Origin of the sequence: Segatella salivae F0493 (genome assembly GCF_000477535.1) — a bacterium.
Taxonomy (GTDB): Bacteria; Bacteroidota; Bacteroidia; order Bacteroidales; family Bacteroidaceae; genus Prevotella; species Prevotella salivae.
In genome coordinates, this window is the sequence record NZ_AWGW01000025.1 from 41195 (window position 1) to 60201 (window position 19007).

Annotated in this window: 18 protein-coding genes; 11 read left to right on the forward strand and 7 right to left on the reverse strand. The window is 46.6% G+C overall.

What is annotated here, in order from left to right; genetic code table 11:
• Position 1: 1 nt before the first annotated feature.
• Positions 2 to 925, reverse strand: a complete 924-nt coding sequence (gene xerA / locus HMPREF9145_RS07805; RefSeq protein ID WP_021825983.1) for a site-specific tyrosine recombinase/integron integrase — start codon at positions 923 to 925, stop codon at positions 2 to 4.
• A gap of 102 nt (positions 926 to 1027) precedes the next feature.
• Between xerA and aroQ the strand changes: the two genes are divergently transcribed.
• Genes aroQ through HMPREF9145_RS07820 form a run of 3 tightly spaced genes read left to right on the forward strand, consistent with a single transcriptional unit; the run spans position 1028 to position 2550 of the window.
• On the forward strand, positions 1028 to 1462 hold the full coding sequence (gene aroQ, locus HMPREF9145_RS07810; RefSeq protein ID WP_036907143.1) for a type II 3-dehydroquinate dehydratase: 435 nt from the start codon (positions 1028 to 1030) through the stop codon (positions 1460 to 1462).
• Positions 1463 to 1465: 3 nt separating this feature from the next.
• A complete protein-coding gene (locus HMPREF9145_RS07815; RefSeq protein WP_036907066.1) occupies positions 1466 to 2146 on the forward strand; it encodes an O-methyltransferase in 681 nt (226 codons plus the stop codon).
• A gap of 23 nt (positions 2147 to 2169) precedes the next feature.
• Positions 2170 to 2550, forward strand: coding sequence for a hypothetical protein (locus HMPREF9145_RS07820; protein WP_036907068.1), 381 nt, complete (start codon positions 2170 to 2172; stop codon positions 2548 to 2550).
• Positions 2551 to 2717: 167 nt separating this feature from the next.
• On the opposite strand, the gene HMPREF9145_RS07825 is transcribed toward HMPREF9145_RS07820, so the two are convergent.
• Positions 2718 to 3599: a carbohydrate kinase family protein gene (locus tag HMPREF9145_RS07825; RefSeq protein WP_021825975.1), complete on the reverse strand. Its 882-nt coding sequence runs from the start codon at positions 3597 to 3599 to the stop codon at positions 2718 to 2720.
• A 232-nt stretch (positions 3600 to 3831) separates the two neighbouring features.
• Positions 3832 to 5523, reverse strand: coding sequence for a DUF4980 domain-containing protein (locus tag HMPREF9145_RS07830; protein ID WP_052026751.1), 1692 nt, complete (start codon positions 5521 to 5523; stop codon positions 3832 to 3834).
• 127 nt (positions 5524 to 5650) lie between these two features.
• Here HMPREF9145_RS07830 and HMPREF9145_RS07835 point away from each other — a divergent pair, with 127 nt between their 5' ends.
• Positions 5651 to 5908: a hypothetical protein gene (locus tag HMPREF9145_RS07835; RefSeq protein WP_036907073.1), complete on the forward strand. Its 258-nt coding sequence runs from the start codon at positions 5651 to 5653 to the stop codon at positions 5906 to 5908.
• A 327-nt stretch (positions 5909 to 6235) separates the two neighbouring features.
• Here HMPREF9145_RS07835 and HMPREF9145_RS12880 read toward each other — a convergent pair whose 3' ends face one another.
• The 3 genes from HMPREF9145_RS12880 to HMPREF9145_RS07845 form a co-directional block, all read right to left on the reverse strand.
• The gene (locus tag HMPREF9145_RS12880) at positions 6236 to 6388 is read right to left on the reverse strand and encodes a smalltalk protein (RefSeq protein ID WP_007134940.1); all 153 of its coding nucleotides are present in this window, start codon (positions 6386 to 6388) and stop codon (positions 6236 to 6238) included.
• Between the two features lie 224 nt (positions 6389 to 6612).
• Positions 6613 to 7062: an HU family DNA-binding protein gene (locus HMPREF9145_RS07840; RefSeq protein WP_021825929.1), complete on the reverse strand. Its 450-nt coding sequence runs from the start codon at positions 7060 to 7062 to the stop codon at positions 6613 to 6615.
• A gap of 81 nt (positions 7063 to 7143) precedes the next feature.
• Complete coding sequence (locus tag HMPREF9145_RS07845) at positions 7144 to 7587, reverse strand: D-Ala-D-Ala carboxypeptidase family metallohydrolase (protein ID WP_021825770.1); 444 nt, start codon at positions 7585 to 7587, stop codon at positions 7144 to 7146.
• A 336-nt stretch (positions 7588 to 7923) separates the two neighbouring features.
• On the opposite strand from HMPREF9145_RS07845, the gene HMPREF9145_RS07850 reads away from it, so the two are divergent.
• The 7 genes from HMPREF9145_RS07850 (at position 7924) to HMPREF9145_RS07880 (ending at position 16117) form a co-directional block, all read left to right on the forward strand.
• A complete protein-coding gene (locus tag HMPREF9145_RS07850; protein WP_021825833.1) occupies positions 7924 to 8280 on the forward strand; it encodes a hypothetical protein in 357 nt (118 codons plus the stop codon).
• Positions 8281 to 9715: 1435 nt separating this feature from the next.
• Positions 9716 to 10381: a hypothetical protein gene (locus HMPREF9145_RS07855; RefSeq protein ID WP_036907076.1), complete on the forward strand. Its 666-nt coding sequence runs from the start codon at positions 9716 to 9718 to the stop codon at positions 10379 to 10381.
• Positions 10366 to 11883: an RNA polymerase factor sigma-54 gene (gene rpoN / locus HMPREF9145_RS07860; RefSeq protein WP_021825925.1), complete on the forward strand. Its 1518-nt coding sequence runs from the start codon at positions 10366 to 10368 to the stop codon at positions 11881 to 11883. Before HMPREF9145_RS07855 ends, rpoN begins: the two co-directional genes overlap by 16 nt.
• 116 nt (positions 11884 to 11999) lie before the next feature.
• Positions 12000 to 12617, forward strand: coding sequence for a phosphatase PAP2 family protein (locus HMPREF9145_RS07865; protein ID WP_021826002.1), 618 nt, complete (start codon positions 12000 to 12002; stop codon positions 12615 to 12617).
• 45 nt (positions 12618 to 12662) lie between these two features.
• A complete protein-coding gene (gene purE / locus HMPREF9145_RS07870) occupies positions 12663 to 13169 on the forward strand; it encodes a 5-(carboxyamino)imidazole ribonucleotide mutase (protein WP_021825814.1) in 507 nt (168 codons plus the stop codon).
• 72 nt (positions 13170 to 13241) lie between these two features.
• Complete coding sequence (locus tag HMPREF9145_RS07875; protein ID WP_021825879.1) at positions 13242 to 15086, forward strand: 4-hydroxy-3-methylbut-2-en-1-yl diphosphate synthase; 1845 nt, start codon at positions 13242 to 13244, stop codon at positions 15084 to 15086.
• A gap of 305 nt (positions 15087 to 15391) precedes the next feature.
• Positions 15392 to 16117, forward strand: a complete 726-nt coding sequence (locus HMPREF9145_RS07880; protein WP_021825939.1) for a nitroreductase family protein — start codon at positions 15392 to 15394, stop codon at positions 16115 to 16117.
• 173 nt (positions 16118 to 16290) lie between these two features.
• Here the strand turns inward: HMPREF9145_RS07880 and mutS are convergent, their stop codons facing one another.
• Positions 16291 to 18951: a DNA mismatch repair protein MutS gene (mutS, locus tag HMPREF9145_RS07885; RefSeq protein WP_007134955.1), complete on the reverse strand. Its 2661-nt coding sequence runs from the start codon at positions 18949 to 18951 to the stop codon at positions 16291 to 16293.
• Positions 18952 to 19007: the final 56 nt, after the last annotated feature.

Below are 19007 nucleotides of genomic sequence, written 5' to 3' on the forward strand. Positions count from 1 at the left end.
ACTATTCCCCCTGCTTTTTCATGTTGCGTGGGTGGTGGTTGAGAATCTCTTCGCGCAGAGTGGTCGTGTCGATATGCGTATAGATTTCGGTTGTTCCAATGTGTTCATGACCGAGCATCGCCTGAATGGCACGCAGGTCTGCCCCACCCTGCAACAACGCCGTAGCGAAACTATGGCGCAAGGTGTGGGGAGAAATGGTCTTCTTGATGCCTGCTTCCTCAGCCTGTCGCTTGATCATGATGAGTATCATCGTGCGGGTGAGGTGATGACCACGGCGATTGAGGAACACAAAGTCTTCCTCTCCGGGTTTGATATCAAGGTGAACGCGGTCGGAAAACCATAGGCGTAACTCTTTGATGGCACGTGGAGAAATGGGCACAAGTCGCTCTTTCGACCCCTTACCGAGCACGCGAATGAAGCCATCATCAAGGTAAAGTTCGGAGAGTTTCAGGTGGACCAGTTCGCTCACACGCAGCCCACAAGAGAACAACACCTCAATAATTGTGCGGTTGCGCTGGCCTTCTGGTTTGCTGAGGTCTATGCTTTCTTCCAAGCGGTCGACCTCTTCGGTGGACAGCACCTCGGGTAAGTGTTGGCCCAAAACAGGCGATTCGAGCAATTCTGTAGGGTCATTGTCGATATAACCATCCAATAACAGGAAGCGAAAGAACGAGCGAATGCCACTCAATATGCGTGACTGCGAGCGTGGACCGATATGAAACTCGTGCAGAGAAGCAGCAAAATGCTGCAAGTCTTCAAGCTGCAGACCCAGCAAATCGCGTTCTTCGCGCTTGCAATAATCAATGAGCCACGCGATGTCATGACTGTAGGCATCGAGCGTATTGGGCGAATAATTGCGCTCTAACTTTAGATAACGCAAATAGGCCTTTAAGATATTGGCACTGCTTTTCTTGTCGGTTTCCATTTATTTTATTATTTTTGCTGCTGCAGCCTTTGTCCAACGATGAAGCGTTATGACTGCATGTCTGTCACCATTGCTGCAAAGATAAACAAAAAAACCGAATATATGAAGATACAAATCATCAATGGTCCCAATCTAAACTTATTGGGAACACGCGAGCCCGGCATCTATGGCAGCAGCTCGTTTGAGGCTTTCCTGCCGAAACTTCAAGCGCAGTTTCCCGATGTCGAGCTTCATTATTTCCAGAGTAATGTAGAGGGTGAGCTAATCAATCAGATGCAAGCGGTAGGCTTCGACACTGATGGCATCGTGTTGAACGCCGGCGCCTACACCCACACAAGCATTGCCCTGCACGATTGTATCCGTGCGATTGTGTGCCCTGTTGTTGAGGTTCACATCAGCAATGTGTTCAAACGAGAGGATTTCCGCCATCATTCTTTCTTGAGTCCAGCCTGTCTTGGTGTCATCTGTGGCTTCGGTCTGCACGGCTATGCCATGGCCATTGATGCACTGATTGACCACCATTCAAACGCAAAATAGGGTATGAGCAGACACGGAGACGCTCAGGTTGACGCATTGCAACACGTGGAAGACCCTATCAACGACTACATTGCACAGCACATCGACGCAGAAGACGACTATCTTTATCGCCTTTATCGCGCCACAAACATCCACACCATACACGGTAGAATGGCCAGCGGACACATCCAAGGCAGGTTGTTGAAGATGCTCGTCACCATGATTCAGCCCCGCAATGTGCTTGAAGTGGGCACGTTTAGTGGCTATAGTGCCCTCTGCTTAGCCGAGGGATTGCCGCCCGAAGGCAAGCTCTATACGTTTGAAATCAACGACGAAATGGAAGACTTTACGCGTCCATGGATAGCGCAATCTGCCGTAGCCGACAAGATTGTTTTCACCATTGGAGACGCTAATGTGCTGGCTCCGAAGCTCGGAATCACGTTTGATCTGGCCTTCATTGACGGCGATAAACGCACCTATATCGAGACTTATGAGATGACGATGCGCCTGCTTCGAACGGGCGGTTACATTCTTGCCGACAACACGTTGTGGGATGGTCATGTCATCGACCCAGCCTATGACCACGACCAACAGACGATAGGCATACGCGCATTCAACGACCATGTCAAGGCCGATTCACGTGTAGAAAAGGTTATTCTGCCGCTGCGCGATGGACTTTCTCTCATCCGAAAGATTAAAGACTAAATCCATTTTAAACCCAAACACTGATGGGAAGGAACAAATTTTCACAACAAGAGATTCACGAAATCGGTAGGTTGCTGCGACTAAAAAATGCGGGCAACCGACTGAAACAAAAGATGATACGACACGATTTGCGTGTAGACTATGAATTTAACATCTCTGATTTCAACGAACCCGGTAAGGCTTTTGGAGAAGAAGAACTGCAACAAGCCATTCAACGCGGTGCAATCCAAGTCCTCGACGACGCCACAATTGCGGCCATGAAGGCTAAACGAGCACGCGACAAGGTACGGGATGAGGCTGAAATGCAACAGGAAGCAAAGGCTGAAGGAGCCGTAGACTGGAAGGAAGCCATGAAAGAATGGGAGGCGTGGCAACAGGAAGAGGACCGCAATGAGGGTGTATAAACGCGCTGATTGCAGTCTTTTTATGCCATCAACTCTATGACTTCACACGATAAAACGCCACGAATCAGCGCATGACCTCACCGCCAATCGCTGCACAAGGCACGATATTGGCGGTGAGCGCACTTATATTTCTTTCGTAAAACGCTTAGTTTTCTTCCGTAAAAAACTTAGATTTCTTTCGTAAAACGCTCGGGAATCACGGGCATCGCACCGGCTTGTGTGCACACATAAGCACTCACATTGACGGCCAACTGATGAGCCTCTTCAAGGGTTTTCCCTGCGAGTAAGGCTGCACAGAACGACGCTGTGAAGCTATCTCCGGCACCAACGGTGTCGGCAACCTCAACATGTGGGGTCTCAATAAACGACTTAACAGCCGGCCCAAAGACATAGCTGCCATTGATACCACAGGTGACAATGAGCATCTTTAGATTATATTTACCGAGTATCAGCCAGCATTTGTTTTCAATATCCAAGCCGGGATAGCCAAAGAGTCGACCGATAGTGATGAGTTCTTCGTCGTTGATTTTCAGAATATCACACGCTGCCACCGACTCACGAATAATGTCTTTGGTGTAGAAATTCTGTCGAAGATTGATGTCAAGCACCTTTAAGCAGTCTTTCGGAGTAGCCTTGAGAAACTGTTGAATGGTGTTGCGTGAAACACTGTTACGCTGTGCCAATGTGCCAAAACACACCACTTGCGCACGCTTTGCAGCGGCTTCAATCTCCTCATTAAAAGGAATATTGTCCCACGCCACATTCTGTTTGATGTCATAAGTGGGCACTCCCTCTTCGTCAAGTGTCACTTGTACGGTGCCCGTTGGCTCTGCAACAATCGGCATGATATAAGGAAGTTTGACGGCATCGAGTTCTTTTCGTGTCTGATCGCCAAGGATATCATTGCCCAACGCACTGATGGCTACGGCGTCATAACCAAACTGATGTACGTGATAAGCAAAGTTAACAGGTGCTCCTCCAAGCTTAGTGCCTTGAGGAAGGCAGTCCCATAACGACTCTCCGATACCCACAATCGTTCTTTTTTCCATAGGAATTTTGTTTTATAGTCCCCCAAACGCTTCCTCCTTCTGAATGAAAGAAGTAGGGCGATGAGGCCTGTTGGTTAATAATTGTGTTTCATTTTATCTTCTCTGTTCGTGCATCTTGCGGGCTGAACGCCCTTTTCTTGCACGCCGATGTGCTTCATTTGATGCGCTCGTGGCTGTGCTTTTATCGGCTAAATCTGCCCTTATGCCAAGCCCATAACAGGTCCATGACACTTTATTTCAAGTCATAAATCGTTACGCGCGCACCCTTACTGACCGTCAACTTATCGTAAGGCACCCTGGGAAACACCAGATTTGTCATCGCCATTCGACCGCTTGCATCGAAGACTTCAACGCTGCATTTGTCGACGAAGAGACGCAATTGAGTGAGCTTTCCGTGTGTCGGTGCGATGGTAATGGCCTTGAAATGATTGCTGAAATCTGTGAGTCCGCTCGCTGTTCTGTCCATACTGAACGTGTGATCTTTGGGCTGATAGGTCATCACTACCTGCTCATGGTGGGCATTGCTGAGGGTAATCGTGGTAGGTTGTGCCTGCGAACGAAGGTCGATGAGTATCTCACAAGCTGCTGTGGGATGGCTCACCTTGTTACCACGCAAGGCCAACAGCTCTCTTGAAGGCGTGACACTGACATAGGTTTCGCCCTGATCGACAAACAAACCGAGGTCGCGTGGCACGCTGTTGGCACTGCGAAACTGTTGTGTAGGCACCTGATTGCCATACTGCCAATTGCTCATCCATGCCATGGCTACACGCCGATTGTCGGGTGCATTGTCAAAGGTCACGGTGGCATAATGGTCTTTTCCATAGTCCATCCATTTCGTTACATTGGGCTGACTCTCACAAACAAACTTATGACCATCAAAAGATCCCACGAAATATTGCGTTGCACTGCCTCCAAAAGGGCCTCCAGGATTGATGTTACAAAGCAGCAACCACTTCGCCTCCTTTGTGCCTTCGACAGGTAGTTTCATGAGATCGGGGCACTCCCAAACGCCATCATGGTTGCCATATTCACGTCCAAACGCACTCTCAAAGGTCCAGTTTTTCAAGTCCTTTGAACTGTAAATGTTCATCTGTTGGCCTGCAGCGAGGATAAGATTCCAGGCATTGAGGTCTGCATTCCAAAACACTTTAGGGTCTCGAAAATCGAGAACTTTGTCGGTCAATATAGGGTTCCCGGCATATTTTGTGAAGCACTTTCCGTTGTCACTACTATGGGCTAAGCTCTGCACCTGACTTGTTCCAGCCGATGTATAGAAGGCAACAACGGCATCTTTTCCCATGCCGGCAGTGTTCGCTTTGTCTACAACTGCCGACCCACTAAAGATAGTTCCCAACCCATCGGGACGGATAGGGCAGCCCTCAAAGGTCCAATGCACGAGGTCTTTCGACGTGGAATGACCCCATGTCATGTTCTCCCATTGCGAGCCATAAGGGTTGTATTGGAAATAGAGATGCCACACCCCGTCTTTATAAAACATGCCATTGGGGTCGTTCATCCAGCCCCAGAGTGGGGTGTGATGATAGAAAGGACGATATTTTTCGCGGTTCGTCGTGTCAAAATGTGCCGCACTTTGCATGACTTTCCAAGCCGTAAAGTCCTTGACATCGCCTGTAAAACGTCGCTCGTTATGAAACGTAACATCAAGCAACACAGGTTTATTTGTGTAGCGACCCAGGTCCAACGGTACGCTATAATCAACGTGGTCGGCAGCTAACTTCACGTTGAGTGTCTCAACAACCTCATTGTCTACAATCACGCTTAGCGCCGCCTGGGCTTCATCTTCCTCAATAGGGAGCAGCAGATAGCGTTGCTCTGGGGTGAGACTTACTAACACATGATTGTCACTGAGCGCTGAGATTTTCATCGGCACTGACTGAGAAAATGCTTGAGTTATCATCATCCAGCAAATTAATAAACATAACATTCGGGGATGACGAAACGACCTTCGCACCCACGTTAACTTCATTTCAGCGTGTACTTGCATTTTATTTCTTGCTTAAGTTACATTTTTCTGAAACCTCTCCATTGTGCTTTTCTGCATCAACGAGCACCACAAAAGAGTAGGGAAGAAGGCAAACGGAAGACTGCCATGGGGCATCACAAGACCGCATACGACCGAAACACGCACACAACTCATGAGAACATGGATTGCACGCCCACCTGAATACTCTCTGCAACTGTCGTTGTTGAGCGTGCTCCTGCCGGTGTCTGACACGCTGATTGCTTTCGGGGAGGTGTCTGAAGAACAGCCAACAGGAACACAAATAGAGTTGGTTCAAAGATAGAAAAGAATCGATGAAAGTCCAAATAAAACCTCATTTATTTTTTCTTTTTCATCAAACATCTTCGTTTTGTCCTCGTTCTTGTTTATTTTTTCCGCTTTCATGCCATGCCTCAGGCAGCCAAACTGCCCCCAGAACTCATCGAAACAGAAAGATAAAGCCATTGAAACGAAAAGAAGACAGAGCAATCATCACGATCACTCTGCCCCTGTTTCAAAACAAAAAACTATAACCTTTAACATGACAAAACATTCTTTTCTCGTCGCATGCTTGTAGGCCTTACCGAGCCACGACTATGGCTCATGCACCACAGCCCGCGCCCTTTGCAGCCTAATTATCCAACACCTTCGTGCTGTTTTCTTTCCGAGCTTGGCGCGATAAGCCTTCCGAATCAGGAGAAGCGATGGCGCCCAACAGGGCAGTGGCTAACGCGATAATGATTTTAATGACTAACTTCCATTGATTACTTCTTATTTTATCCATGATGTTTTTTGTGTTTTAATGTGATTTGTAGCGATTGTTTTTCTCTTTTTTCGGTGTTGTCTGCGGCATAAAACCATAGCATTGGAGGCGCAATCATCTGTTTTCCCTCCGCCCTTCCGCCTGCAAGAGCAGGGTAGGAGAGGGCAGAGGCTGTTGTCGGGTGACGGGATGAGGCCCCTGCTTAGCAAGCCTTCATGCCAGCAGACCGATGCACTCACGCGGCGTTAAGCCTGAGGCTGCGTCTTTTTCTTCTTCTCAATGGTATACTGAGTGCTTTCCTGCACCACCGCACCACTAAGCATTGGTTTGATCAACTTACGCGAATCACCGTCCTTATGCGACTCAGGCATGAAGATGACACGCATGTTTTTGACGTGCTTCAAGGGGTTAAAGCCCTTGGCAGTCTCGGCACCTTTCGTGCTGATTCCAATCTTAAACGTGCCAAAACCATCGAGTTTCACACGCTTAGAGTCCTGGATCTGCATCGTCATCACCTCGACAAGTTCGGTCAAAACGGCCTTCACGTCGCTCTTCTTCATAGAGCAGTTGCGCTCGATGATAGCCGAAATGTCGTCAAGGTTGGCTGTACCATTGTGGATAGCACGTGCATAATACTTGCCGAAACCAGCGTTTTTCTTGTTGTTGTTCTTGTAAATCTTGTAAATAACTGCCATAATTGTTACCCTTTCTTTGGTTTAGTTTGTTAATAATTTTACGATAGTTTTTCCGTACGGAATATTGCGAAACGTTTGCTTTCAAATGGATAGTTCCTTCGCTTTGTGTCGGTTGCGGCTGCTATCTCTGCAATAACTCACATGGAGCCACATGCAACCATTGTTCATGACGTGCTCAAAGAGCAGCTGATCGAAGTCCAACACATGCTTGATATAACGAAAATAGCGCCGTCCCATCTCCTCATTGGAGACATGAATATCGGCGGCTTCGCCTTTGAGATGCTGCGAGTGAGACTCTCCGAAAAGTGCCTCGTTAACGGCTTTTGAGCGATAAGCACTCGTCACGATAATGCGACCGAAACGCTCACGCAAAGGTTCGAGCACATGAGTGCAAAGCGCCTGAAGATTTGCTTCGGCTTCAGCGTCGGGTGTATTGTCTAAACCGAGCCTTATCGCCGTGGCCGATCGTTGCATCTCTTGTTTTGAGAAATGAGGCGAATACATTTCTATGGGTTCATTTTTCATCTTTTTCGAAGTTTTGAGGTTAAAGAAAATGGTTATCCTGAACACGTTGCAAAGATACAAAATCAAGACCCCCTTTGTCAAGTTTTATGTGATACAAAAAAGTGATACATGCTGAAAATCGTCAAGATTTAATCTCCGTTAACCATGATAGCGCTATGAGTGAAGAAATACTTCCATATTAATCACTAACTTTGTAGCCGCAAATCACCTGGTAATTAGGGGCAAAACACAGCGTAACCCCATAGAAAAACTAACGGATGTAGCCTGAGATTGACAGCGTAATTAAATGGAAATCAAGTTGTTATCTTCTCACTGCATCAAGAAAAAAACAGTAAAATGAACGAAAAAGAATGTATGTTTGAAACCATGAAGAGCGAGATTCTTGCAATTCTTGCCCTCCCGCCATCGGCAGGTTACACCTGGAAAGGCACAACGACCGACCTGCTTGAAGTGATCAATGCCGTAGTCATGCGCTATGAACTCATTGACGACACGGGCCAATGTTACACCTTCGGCCGACTGACCCACGACATTTGTCTGCGTCTTAACCGCCGTGAGCCACACAATCCGCGTGCATATCTGGCCAAAGCGCGCCTAAGAAAGAACCTTCGTCGACCTCCTCTCATGTTGCGTTATGAAGCTGCTTTACACCACACGGCAAGTCCGTTATTCAACCAAATTGTCAAGAAATAGTTTTGTTTATCGGGTATTATCGACGAAATATCCGCAAAATCGTCAAATTTGTCCGCAAAATGTGTAACGCAACTCATAGGGGATTTCGTAACTTTGCAGCAGAATCAAGAACATCAACGGCGGCAACACTTGAAAAAACAAGATTCTATAGGCCTTGCCTTTACAGGGAATCAGTATTCCAAGACATAATAAAGGGTAACGACAGAAAACAAAACATAAGGGTTAATGAAAGGAGAGACCCAACTGGATGTGATATCCGGTAATTAGTCTATCTCTGTAGTTATTAGCATTTGATTTAGCAAGTAAAAAGACATTCAGGTTAGACTAGCCCCCTCGCATATGTGAGGGGGCGACTTTTTTAAACAGCCTTCATGACAGGTTTCCACAAATTTCATGCCACAGGCACTATGCTTTCGATAAATTTTTACAGCCATTTCATGGGGTCAAGGCACACAAAAGTCTCGACAAAGCCACTCCCCACTGGCGGAATCATAAAACCAACGGCGACAGCGATGCAAGCAAGTGAGCTGCCAAGAAAAATCATTTGTTGACAACAAAACTTTGCTTTGGTGGCGGAAATGCAAACGAGTCATCTGCCAAAGAAAAACATCTTTTGCCAGCAGCGCATTGTTTCGGCGGCGGCAACGCAAGCAAGTGAGCCTCTAAAAGATTTAAAAATATGCGACCTAAACAAAGCATCGACGACGACGAAAACGCTACTACGTGAAATTATTTAATTGTAAATAAAAATACGACGACGACGAAACACTTCGGCATTGCAGTCTTTTTCTTTTTCGACGTCTTTTTCTTTATCTTGTTCTTGTTATTGTTCTTAAGGAGCGCTAACGTCTTGATACTCAATGGTCTCATTTGTTAATTCCTGTAAAAATAATATTTTTTGGAGAAAAACAAAATTAAAAAACTCTTAAGATTTATTTATTTCACCTCAATTTTTGCTTCATTTTTCGCCACATTTGTTTATATTTTTCATCGTTTTTCACCTCATTTTCCACTCCATTTTGCACGTTCTCATTCACTCGTTTCAACACCATCGCATGACAACCGCCCTCACCTTTCTCCCCAAAAGTTTGTCCGTAGCCTGACCAACACTATCGTTTTCCTCCTCCACGGCAGTCCAAGTCGTCAGTCGTTGGCCTGATTCTCCGCCAACTTTCGCCCCTCCTCACCCACCAAAATAAGGGAGAAGGGAGAATGGGGGAAACGGATTGAGCAGCAGAGGGTTGGGAGGTTGCGGTGAGAAGGAATTGGAAGGAGAGAGAAAAAGGACAGCAAACGCGGCCGAAGAAGGCATGAACCATGCACGCACGAAAAGCGAACAATAAGGAAAAAAGGATGCGAAAAAGCCACGATTTATTTTGTATTTTACTTTGTATTGTCTGTGATAATCTTTATCTTTGCAGAAAGTAAATTCATCATGGCAAATCAATCTCAGTGGCAAGAGGATTATTGGTTGCCGCTGTTGCAACTGTATCTCAGGAAACCCGTGGGCATTAAACCTGCTTACTCACGGCCAATGGTGTTGCTTGCCCTTGAACTTAACATTCCACCGAAACAGCTTTCAGAACAGATGGTGACGCTCGACAAACGCGAATCGGCCTCACTTCAGCAGTTGTGGAAACGTTTTGCCACACACCAAAAACAGCTTTCACACGAGGTGCAAACCATGCGAGAGATGCGTGGTTTCAATCATCCCGAACAATTTTATGAGGGCGTCAGCAAGGCCGAGACATGGCAAACAGACTTCCGACCGCTTGAGGTTGATAGCATACTGACCCCACTTCATCTCATCATTATCCTTGATCTTTATTTTCGGCTGACGCCAATCACGATGGTGAGTGACACACCCGAAATCAAGGAGTTGGCCTCGTTACTGGCCCTCAAGCCAGAGAAGGTGGCCGAAGTGATGTGTGTGTTTCAGCTGTGTGACCCCTATCTGAGCCGTTTGGCCTTTGAGGTGAGCGACCTCTTTGCCGCTTGTCACGATGTGTGGCAACGCTATGGCAACCTCGAACCCAATGTGTTGGCGCGTGAAGCAGCCCTAATGAAAGAATATTTTAAGACAGCATGGCACAAAAACTAATACAAACTCAGGAACAGAAGCTCACGCAGCAGATGAAACTCTCACAGCAACAGATGCTGCAAGTGCATTTGTTGGAGATGCCATTGACCGAACTTGAAGAGAACATCAATGCTGAACTCGACGATAATCCCGCCCTCGAAAAAGACGATTCTGCCATGGGATTGACCGACAATGAGGGGGAGGATGGATATTCAGACAATGAAGATGGCGACGACTTTGACACCATAAATGAGAGAGAAGAGCGTCAGGATGCGCTGGATGCTGCCTTGGAAAATATTGGGAAAGACGACATTATGCCGCAAACTCCCTATGCAAACAATCACGATAATGCCGACTATGAAGAGACGGTTTATGGTGACACTACCTCGTTTTATGACAAGCTGAAGGAGCAAATGGACATGCTCACACTGACTGAAAAGGAGTATGCTGTGATGGAATATCTCATTGGAAGTCTTGACGATGACGGCCTCTTGCGCAAAGATTTGAATACCATCAGCGACGAATTGGCTATCTATCATAACCTCGATGTGAGCGAAGCGGAGATTGAACGCGTGCTCAAGATGCTGCAAAATATGGACCCTGCCGGCATTGGTGCACGCTCGTTGCAAGAATGTTTGTTGCTGCAGGTGGAACGAATGCGCGAAGAAGGCACGCAAAACACACGTCTTTTAGATGTTATGGAGCGTGTGTTCAAAGAGTGTTTTGATGCTTTTACAAAGAAACATTGGGACAAAATAAAACAGCAACTCGGTCTTAGTGATCTCCAGGTTGAGACACTTCAACGCGAGATTCGCAAACTAAATCCGAAACCCGGCGCCTCACTTGGCGAGACAGAAGGCCGAAACATGCAGCAGATTACACCTGATTTTATTGTCGATACGGCTGACGATGGCACGATAACCTTTAGTCTTAATCAAGGACATATCCCCGATTTGAAGGTTTCTCCATCGTTTACGGAGATGATAGATGCCTATCGCAACAACAAGGAGGGCATGAGTAGACAAACCAAAGAGGCGCTGCTCTATGTCAAAGAAAAGGTGGCTAAGGCCCAGGGATTCATCGAAGCGGTGAAACAACGCCGTCAAACGCTCATCCTAACGATGCAGGCTATCATCGCATGGCAAAAGAAATTCTTTCAAGACGGAGATGAAAGTGACCTGCGACCCATGATATTAAAGGACATCGCTGACAAGACTGGGCTCGACATTTCGACCATAAGCCGAGTGAGTAATGTGAAATATGCCCAGACAAAATGGGGCACCTTTCCCCTTCGTTTCTTCTTCACCGACGCATATACTACAGATGAAGGTGAGGAGATGTCTACGCGAAAGATTAAAATTGCGCTGAAAAACGTTATCGAAAAGGAAGATAAACGCAAGCCACTCAGCGACGAAGCACTGACCAAACTCATGAAGGAAAAGGGATTTCCGATTGCCCGGCGCACGATAGCCAAATACAGAGAGCAACTCAATATCCCTGTGGCGAGGTTGAGAAAGGCATAGAAGAAGTAAAAAACAACAATGATATAAAGATGCACACTTCCGCATTTTAAGAAGGAGAAAGAGACACACGAGGTTGCACTTCCTTTCTTAGTAAGGGCCGAAGTAGGCTTATTCTTATGAACGAAAAAAACATTATATGGACAGCACGCATATTTAGTTTGGTCTTTACTCCATTCTATCTCCCCATTGTGGGCCTTGCTTCGCTGTTTCTTTTCAGTTATCTGAGCCTCATCCCGTTAGGATATAAGCTCACGGTTTTAGGCCTTGTCTACGTGTTTACCATCCTTTTGCCCACCTATCTGATTCGACTCTATCGGCACTATCAAGGTTGGCGCCCCTTCGATTTCATCGTTCGTGAGCGTCGCATGGTGCCCTATGTCATCTCGATTGTGTGCTATTCGGTGTGCTACTACCTCATGAGTATAGCCCATATCCCTCATTTCATGGGCAGCATCCTTGTGGCGGCGGTGTTGATACAGGTGGTTTGCGCACTGATTAATGTGTGGTGGAAGGTCTCTATGCACGAAACAGCCATCGGAGGCGTAGCGGGTGCCCTGTTAGCCTTTGCCATTATCTTCATGTTTAACCCTATATGGTGGTTCTGTCTCGTGATGCTCATCTCGGGAATCGTGGGTTCCAGTCGCATGATTTTGCGCCAACACTCGCTCTCTCAGATTGTAGCGGGGTGGTTTCTTGGCTTTATTCTTGCCTATCTTACCATTGCCTATGTGTGACATCAACCCTTATTTGAAACATTAAATACTTAAAAATATACAGTTATGACACCAATTATCAGTATTATTATGGGTAGCACAAGCGACTTACCCGTAATGGAAAAGGCCTGCAAATGGCTCAATGACAATGAAATTCCATTTGAAGTGAACGCGCTTTCTGCCCATCGTACTCCCGAGGCTGTAGAGACTTTTGCCCGCAATGCCAAACAAAGGGGCATCAAAGTGATTATCGCTGCCGCTGGAATGGCTGCCGCCTTACCAGGTGTAATCGCTGCTTCGACACCACTGCCAGTGATTGGTGTGCCCATCAAAGGCATGCTCGATGGTCTTGATGCCATGCTTTCTATCATCCAGATGCCACCCGGAATCCCTGTGGCTACAGTTGGAGTGAATGCTGCTCAGAATGCCGCTATCCTCGCAACTGAAATGATTGCCCTCTCTGATGAATCCATTGCAGCAAAGGTTGACGCCTGGAAAGCTGGACTCGGAAAGAAGATTGAGAAGGCAAACGAAGACCTGAAAGAGGTAAAGTACGAATATAAGTGTAATTAAATACCCAGCCCCGACCTCTCTCCAAGGGTGGGGAGAAGTTAAAGGTAGGCTTTTGTTGGACTTCTTATCACTATGAATATCGATTTATTTCAATACAAACGGCGTGAGACTTCGACTGTACATATCGGCGCAATAGACATGGGAAGTGACTTCCCTGTGCGTGTACAGAGCATGACAACCACAAATACTAACGACACGGAAGCATGCGTTCGGCAGGCTGAAGAGATTATCAAGGCGGGCGGAGAACTGGTGCGTTTGACGACACAAGGAAAGCGCGAAGCTGAAAATCTCAAAAATATTAATGCTCAACTGCGCGCAGAAGGCTATACGACACCCCTCGTTGCTGATGTACATTTCAATCCAAACGTGGCCGATGTCGCTGCACTCTACGCTGAGAAAGTACGCATAAACCCCGGTAACTACGTTGATCCTGCACGCAAATTCATCAAGCAAGAATACACTGATGAGGAGTATGCGGCAGAGTTAAAGAAGATAGAAGACCGCCTCATTCCGTTCTTAAACATCTGTAAAGCCAATCACACGGCCATACGCATCGGTGTCAACCACGGCAGTCTGAGCGACAGAATACGCAACCGTTACGGCGATACGCCCGAAGGGATTGTAGAGAGTTGCATGGAGTTTCTACGTGTATGTAAACGCGAAAACTTTACAGATGTGGTCATCTCTATTAAGTCTTCAAACACTGTAGTCATGGTGCGCTCGGTGCGATTACTTGTTCATCAGATGGATAAAGAGGGCATGAACTATCCGCTTCACCTTGGAGTTACCGAGGCAGGAGAGGGCGAAGACGGACGCATTAAGAGTGCCGTGGGCATTGGAGCACTGCTATCTGACGGCATCGGAGACACCATTCGTGTGAGTCTGAGTGAAGAACCGGCTGCCGAAATTCCTGTTGCCCACCACTTGGTTGACTACATCCGCCAGCGCGAAGGCCATCTGATTGTTCCGGGAACGCAAGCAAAAGCCTTTAACTGGTTGCGCCCGGAACGTCGCTTTACGCGTGCCGTTGCAGGTATAGGAGGCAGTAACGCCCCGATAGTGATAGCTTCGGCACTCAGCGGAAACGAGCAAGAGGCCGACTATATCTATGCCGGACAGGAGATTAAAGACCGCAAGGAAGGACAAAAATACATTGTCGACTACAACCAGTTTATGGCGCTCGAAGACAAAACAGGCGTCTATCCCATCTTCCCTGTGACGGCCATTCCGTTCATAGCCATGGTGAAAGCCGACGTGAAATTCCTCGTTTTGCAGTTTGGTGCACCGACAGAAGAGTATCTCACTTGCCTCAAATTGCATCCTGAAATCGTAGTCGTTAGCATGAGTAATCACCCAAATCGCTTGGCCGAACAACGCGCTTTGGTGCACGAAATGTGGGAGAATGGAGCCTATAACCCTGTGGTCTTCGCTGAGATGTATCATCATTCCGCAGCCGAAAAAAGTGAGTTCCAACTCGAATCGGCGGCAGACATGGGCGCCTTGATGATTGATGGACTGACCGACGGACTATGGCTCATGAACGAAGGGGATATTCCGCAAAGTGTCATCACCGACACGGCATTCGGCATTTTGCAGGCTGCTCGTCTCCGTACAAGCAAGACTGAATATATCAGTTGCCCGGGTTGCGGTCGCACGCTCTATGATCTTCGCGAAACGATTGCCCGCATCCGTGAAGCCACAAAAGGCATGAAGGGACTTAAAATCGGCATCATGGGCTGCATAGTCAATGGTCCCGGTGAGATGGCTGATGCTGATTATGGCTATGTTGGCGCAGGAATCAACCATGTAAGCCTGTACAGAAAACAGGTTTGTGTGGAGAAAAACATCCCCCAGGAAGTGGCTGTTGAGCATCTACTGGCACTGATTCGGAAGGATAGGGAGGGGGAGTATAGTTAACGAGTAAACGGGAGTTAGTTGACAAGTAGACGAGTTGACGGGTTGACGAGTTGCTTGTTTTGTTTACAAGTTAACGAGTTGACGGGTTGACGAGTTATTTGTTTTATTGATGAATAAACGAGGTGACGGGTTGACGAGTTATTTGTTTTATTGATGAATAAAAGGGGTGATGAGATGATGAGTTATCCGAGGGATAATAAAACCTTGTTGGATAACGGAGGATATCGGATAGTTGTGGCGCAAATTAACGTAAAAGGATGAGTTTTTTCACCCTAAAGTAAAGGATAATCAAATCGTAAAAGACGATGAGTTTACGAGAAATATTGAATCATAGAAGGGCGGTTCGGCATTTCGATCCAACCAAACCACTTGATAATGCGGTTGTAAAGGATTGCATAGAACAGGCAACATTGGCGCCAACGAGTTCGAATTTGCAACTCTGGGAGGCTTATCATGTCACGGATAAAAAGGTGATGGAGGCGCTGACAACGGCTTGTTTCAATCAGCAAATGGCACGCACGGCGCAACAATTTGTTGTCTTTGTGACACGACAAGACCTGTATAAGCAACATGCAAAAGCGGTACTTGCCGAGGGAATTGAGGAAATCAAGCGTAATAGTCCGGCCGAAAAACAGGAGAAACGCATTAAAAAACAAACGCTATACTATGCCAAACTCATCCCCTTTATCTATTCGCGGGGCCTCGGTTTGTGGGGCCTTGTGCGCAAAGTATTGGCCCAAGGGGTCGGTCTTTTCCGTCCGATGATGCGCCAAGTGAGTGAAAGCGACATGCGAGTTGTCGTGCACAAGAGTTGTGCTTTGGCTGCACAAACGTTTATGTTGGCCATGAGTGAGGCCGGATATGACACGTGTCCGCTCGAAGGTTTCGATAGTTTGTTGGTGAAAAAGGCCCTGCATCTGCCCCATGATTGCGGAATAAATATGGTGATTCCGTGTGGAATCCGTTTACCAGATGGCGTTAGAGGTGAGCGATTCAGACTCCCATTTGAGGAACAATATCATCAGATTTAAACATTAGTTCTGCCAAATAATAACCCTTTTTACGGCAGAACTAATCATCATCACGCCTTACAAATGATGCCTTATGCATAAAATTAGCCAACAATTATGCATTAACCAAGCTCATCATGATGCATTATGCATTATGCATTATGCATTAAAAATTATGCCTTATGCATTAAAAATCACTTTCCTTTCAGCAGTTTTTTGATATCATTGAGCTTATTGAGTGCTTCAACAGGCGTGAGATTATTCACATCAAGCTCAAGGATTTCATCGCGAATCTGGGCCAACAAGGGGTCATCGAGCTGGAAAAAGCTGAGTTCCATGCCGTCTCTGTGCTCAGCAATCTTATTGGTATTGGGCTTACCTGCACGCCCTACACCCGAATTATCGGCCTCTAACTCCTTCAGAATAGTGTTGGCTCGCTTGACAATCGAACGTGGCATACCGGCTATTTCAGCCACATGTATACCGAAACTATGCTCACTTCCGCCCCGCATTAGCTTGCGAAGGAAGATCACTTTGCCGTCAACTTCCTTCACACTTACATTGTAATTCTTAATGCGAACGAAGTTCTTCTCCATCTCATTTAGCTCGTGATAGTGGGTTGCAAAGAGTGTTCTTGCACGGGCTTTTGCCTGTTCATGCAAGTATTCTACTATGGCCCAAGCGATACTTATGCCGTCATAAGTGCTCGTACCTCGACCGAGTTCATCAAACAATACGAGGCTACGTGGTGACACATTATTTAGGATATTGGCGGCTTCTGTCATCTCAACCATGAACGTAGACTCGCCTAATGAGAGGTTATCGCTGGCCCCAACGCGCGTAAATATCTTATCAACGAGCCCAATACTTGCCCGCTCTGCCGGTACGAAACACCCCACTTGAGCCAATAAAACAATAAGGGCCGTCTGCCGAAGCAACGCCGATTTACCAGCCATATTCGGTCCCGTTATCATCATTACCTGCTGCTTTTGCGTATCAAGATATACGTCGTTAGGCACATAATGCTCGCCAATCGGCAGCTGAGTTTCAATCACTGGGTGACGTCCTTGGCGTATATCGAGCACATCACTATCGTCAATTTGGGGCCTGATATAAGTGTTTTCTTCCGATATTTTAGCGAAGCTTAACAAGCAGTCCACACGTGCCAAGAGGGTGGCATTGATTTGAATTTGTGGGATAAAGTCCTGCATAGCCAACACCAATTCATTGAAAAGTCGGGCCTCTAATGCCATGATTTTCTCGTCAGCGCCAAGGATTTTCTCCTCATATTCTTTTAGTTCTGGGGTGATATATCGCTCTGCTTGAGCCAGTGTTTGCTTGCGAATCCATGTCTCAGGAACCTTATTTTTGAAGGTGTTTCTCACCTCAAGATAATATCCAAAGACGTTATTAAAGCCCACCTTCAAACTTAAAATGCCTGTTGCTTCGGCCTCGTCCTCTTGGATTTTCAACAGATAATCCTTTCCGTTTCTACGCATTGTGCGCAGCTCATCGAGTTCTTTGTTGTAGCCATCTGCTATGACATCACCTTTCGCAACAAGCTGAGGTGGGTCGGGTTGTATCTCTTTTTCGATGCGTGTTTTTATGCTTTCACAAAGGTTTAGCTGTTCACCGACACGCTTCAATGCTTCATTTTCTGAATAAAGACAAGCCTCTTTAATCGGTCTTACCGCGTCAAGTGCATTCTTGAGTTGCACGATTTCACGAGGCGAAACACGCCCAACAGCCACCTTAGAAACAATGCGTTCAAGGTCGCCCACACGATGAAGTTGCTCATCAACAAGCTGTCGGAACGATGGCTTTTGAAAGAAATAATCTACAATATCAAGGCGTTCCTTGATGGGAGCAACGTCTTTTAATGGGAACACAAGCCATCGTCTGAGCATGCGACCCCCCATTGCTGTGACCGTGCGATCAATGACATTCAGTAGCGAACTGCCGTCTTCCTGCATCGGAGCAATGAGTTCCAACGACCTGATTGTAAACCTATCTAAGCGCACATACTTATCTTCTTCGATGCGAGAAAGCGAAGTTATATGATTGATTTGCGTGTGCTGAGTCAGTTCCAAATATTGAAGAATGGCACCACCCGCAATGATTCCATTCTTCATGTGCTCTACACCAAAGCCTTTAAGCGACTTTGTGCCAAAGTGTTTCAATAGTTTTTGACGTGCATTCTGCTCGGAAAACACCCATTCATCCATTTCAAACACACAATGTTTTGAACCAAAATAGCGTTCAAAATCTTGCTTATGGTCGCGGTTATACAGCACTTCTTTCGGCGAAAAGTTGCCCAACAGCTTCTCAACATAGTCGTATGTGCCTTCGCCTGTAAGGAATTCACCGGTCGAAATATCCAAAAAGCTGATGCCACAAGAGGCCTTTCCAAAGTGCACGGCAGCCAAGAAATTGTTTTCTTTGTAGTTCAACACCGTGTCGGTCATGGCTACTCCCGGCGTAACGAGTTCGGTTATGCCTCGTTTCACCATCTTATCCATCTCGGTAAGCCCCTTCTTTCCCTTAATCTGCTCACGCTTTTTCTTCGGATCTTCTAATTGATCGCAGATGGCAACACGCTTTCCTGCACGAATGAGTTTCGGCAGATAGGTGTCTAAAGCATGATGAGGAAAGCCGGCCATCTCAACAGAATTTTCGGCCGAATTATTGCGTTTGGTCAGTGTGATGCCTAAGATTCCGGCAGCAATAACGGCATCTTCACCATAGGTTTCATAGAAATCGCCACAACGAAACAGCATCAACGCCTCGGGATGCTTTGCTTTCATCGAGAAAAACTGCTTCATCATAGGGGTCAAACCCTTGTCTTGTACTGCCATCTTTATTCTTTCTTTTCTATCAAAACCTTTAATTATACAAAGTTACTGAAATCTCA

Excerpts from the sequence above, each read along its gene's own strand:
- HMPREF9145_RS07830 (WP_052026751.1), bottom strand. The coding sequence starts at position 5,523 with ATGATGATAACTCAAGCATTTTCTCAGTCAGTGCCGATGAAAATCTCA.
- HMPREF9145_RS07875 (WP_021825879.1), top strand. The coding sequence starts at position 13,242 with ATGAATATCGATTTATTTCAATACAAACGGCGTGAGACTTCGACTGTA.
- mutS (WP_007134955.1), bottom strand. The coding sequence starts at position 18,951 with ATGGCAGTACAAGACAAGGGTTTGACCCCTATGATGAAGCAGTTTTTC.
- HMPREF9145_RS07865 (WP_021826002.1), top strand. The coding sequence starts at position 12,000 with ATGAACGAAAAAAACATTATATGGACAGCACGCATATTTAGTTTGGTC.
- rpoN (WP_021825925.1), top strand. The coding sequence starts at position 10,366 with ATGGCACAAAAACTAATACAAACTCAGGAACAGAAGCTCACGCAGCAG.
- HMPREF9145_RS07825 (WP_021825975.1), bottom strand. The coding sequence starts at position 3,599 with ATGGAAAAAAGAACGATTGTGGGTATCGGAGAGTCGTTATGGGACTGC.
- HMPREF9145_RS07880 (WP_021825939.1), top strand. The coding sequence starts at position 15,392 with ATGAGTTTACGAGAAATATTGAATCATAGAAGGGCGGTTCGGCATTTC.
- aroQ (WP_036907143.1), top strand. The coding sequence starts at position 1,028 with ATGAAGATACAAATCATCAATGGTCCCAATCTAAACTTATTGGGAACA.
- HMPREF9145_RS07820 (WP_036907068.1), top strand. The coding sequence starts at position 2,170 with ATGGGAAGGAACAAATTTTCACAACAAGAGATTCACGAAATCGGTAGG.
- HMPREF9145_RS07815 (WP_036907066.1), top strand. The coding sequence starts at position 1,466 with ATGAGCAGACACGGAGACGCTCAGGTTGACGCATTGCAACACGTGGAA.
- HMPREF9145_RS07850 (WP_021825833.1), top strand. The coding sequence starts at position 7,924 with ATGAACGAAAAAGAATGTATGTTTGAAACCATGAAGAGCGAGATTCTT.
- HMPREF9145_RS07845 (WP_021825770.1), bottom strand. The coding sequence starts at position 7,587 with ATGAAAAATGAACCCATAGAAATGTATTCGCCTCATTTCTCAAAACAA.
- HMPREF9145_RS12880 (WP_007134940.1), bottom strand. The coding sequence starts at position 6,388 with ATGGATAAAATAAGAAGTAATCAATGGAAGTTAGTCATTAAAATCATT.
- HMPREF9145_RS07840 (WP_021825929.1), bottom strand. The coding sequence starts at position 7,062 with ATGGCAGTTATTTACAAGATTTACAAGAACAACAACAAGAAAAACGCT.
- HMPREF9145_RS07855 (WP_036907076.1), top strand. The coding sequence starts at position 9,716 with ATGGCAAATCAATCTCAGTGGCAAGAGGATTATTGGTTGCCGCTGTTG.
- xerA (WP_021825983.1), bottom strand. The coding sequence starts at position 925 with ATGGAAACCGACAAGAAAAGCAGTGCCAATATCTTAAAGGCCTATTTG.
- purE (WP_021825814.1), top strand. The coding sequence starts at position 12,663 with ATGACACCAATTATCAGTATTATTATGGGTAGCACAAGCGACTTACCC.